This window comes from Butyricicoccus sp., assembly GCF_050872565.1.
Lineage (GTDB): Bacteria > Bacillota > Clostridia > Oscillospirales > Butyricicoccaceae > Butyricicoccus_A.
In genome coordinates this window covers 1-1816 of the sequence record NZ_JBNMHC010000408.1, presented here as the reverse complement: position 1 = coordinate 1816, position 1816 = coordinate 1, and the positions used below count along the sequence as shown (strand labels likewise).

The 1816-nt window shown below is 45.0% G+C and carries 2 protein-coding genes; both read left to right on the top strand.

The window, feature by feature from the left end; translation table 11 throughout:
- A partial coding sequence (locus ACR0P9_RS11930; RefSeq protein ID WP_432620435.1) for an iron-containing alcohol dehydrogenase occupies positions 1–713 on the top strand: 713 nt, incomplete at its 5' end.
- Positions 714–729: 16 nt separating this feature from the next.
- Positions 730–1816 (top strand): hypothetical protein (locus ACR0P9_RS11925; RefSeq protein ID WP_432620433.1); only part of this gene is annotated, 1087 nt, incomplete at its 3' end.

The window sequence follows — 1816 nt, the reverse complement described above, 5'->3', positions numbered from 1 at the left end:
TTGCTATTCCAACAACGGCGGGAACCGGAAGTGAAGTGACCAGTGTTAGTGTGCTGAGTGACGGAAAACGCAAATTGCCGTTAAGTGCAGATTCTTTGACTGCGCAGATTGCTTTGGTTGATCCGGAACTCACGCGAACACAATCGCCAAGATTGACAGCCGTGACAGGTATAGATGCACTTTGCCATGCCATAGAGGGATTTATCAGCGTGCATCATCAACCGATTTGTGATGCACTTGCCGTTCACGCGGCGATGTTGATTTTGCAGAACTTGGAACAAGCTGTTGCGCACGGTGATGATAAGACTGCACGGAGTGCGCTGGCAGAAGCATCTGTCACAGCAGGTCTTGCGTTTGCTCTGCCAAAGACAACCGGACCTCATGCGTGCTCTTATCCACTGACTGCACAATATGGCATTCCGCATGGAGAAGCTTGTGGACTGACATTAGACTGGTTTATTCGCATAGACGCGGATATTCCTCGCGTACAGGAGCTTGCTAACCGCTTGGGATTTGAAAATCCGCTTGCCCTTGCACAACGCATATTTCAATTGAAGCAAGCGATTCATCTGCGCACAAATTTGAAGGATTTCTCTTTGACAGAGCAGCAGATTCATCAGCTGGCTGAGGACAGCCAGCATCCGAACCTGCGGAATAATCCAAAACCGATTACAAAAGACATGTTAATCCAGTTGTATACTGAATTGACATAAAGAAGAAAGGAAAAACATGTTAGACTTTAATGAAACGACAGCACCGTTTCTTATTACGGGAATTATGGCTGTACTGCTTTTATTGGGAGTCTTGCTCCGAAAACAGATTCCGTTTTTTCGGAAATCTCTGCTGCCAGCCAGCATAATTGCAGGAATCATTGGTTTTATTCTCATCAATCTTGGCGTTATCCCCATACCGCAGCGAGTATTTGAAACAATATCGTTTCATTTGCTGAACCTTGGCTTTCTGTCTATTACGTTGGCAACGACGAAAAAAGTGGTACGATCTGAGACAGAACAGAAGAGCGAGAAAAATGTCAGAGGTGGATTGTGGCTGGCATTGGTGTGGGGCGCGTTGATTTCCATTCAAATTGTATTTGCTGGGCTATTATCCCTTGTTTTTGAAAAAACCGCGTGGAGCGATTTTAACCCATTATACGGAATGCTTGCGGCGCACGGTTTTGCACAAGGACCGGTACAGGCGCTTGCTATGGCAAAGACATGGATTAACTCTGTTGGCGGACAAGCGTTGTTGGATGCACCGCAGATTGGTTTGTTTTTTGCCATGGTCGGATACTTGTCTGCGGTACTCATTGGTGTACCAATCTGCAATTATTTCTTTAAGAAAAAATTGACTGCACTTCCGAAATCGGAATTTGATACAGAACTGGAAAACGGAGTGTACCGCAAAGAGACAAGCCAGCTGTTGGGCAATCAGACAACACATCGCGCAAGCATAGACACCTTAACCTTTCAGTGGGCATTTATGCTTGGAATCTATTTTTTGACTTATTTACTGGTTTCCCTTATCGACCCAAAGCATGAGACAATGGTGTATTCTATGATGTTTGCATGGGTTGTGTTGATTGGCAATCTCGCCGTATTTGTTATGAGAAAGCTGAAAGCAGATCATTTGATTGATCCGGGTGTACAGACATCGATTACCAATTTTTGCACAGATACCGCTTTGGTTGCGTGCATGATGAGCGTCACAGTCGGCGTGATTCTCAAATATCTTGTGCCGCTGATTTCCATCTCTATTGGAATTATTGGTATTACGATTTGGCTCACATGGTCGCTGGCAAAAAGAACCAATCACTATG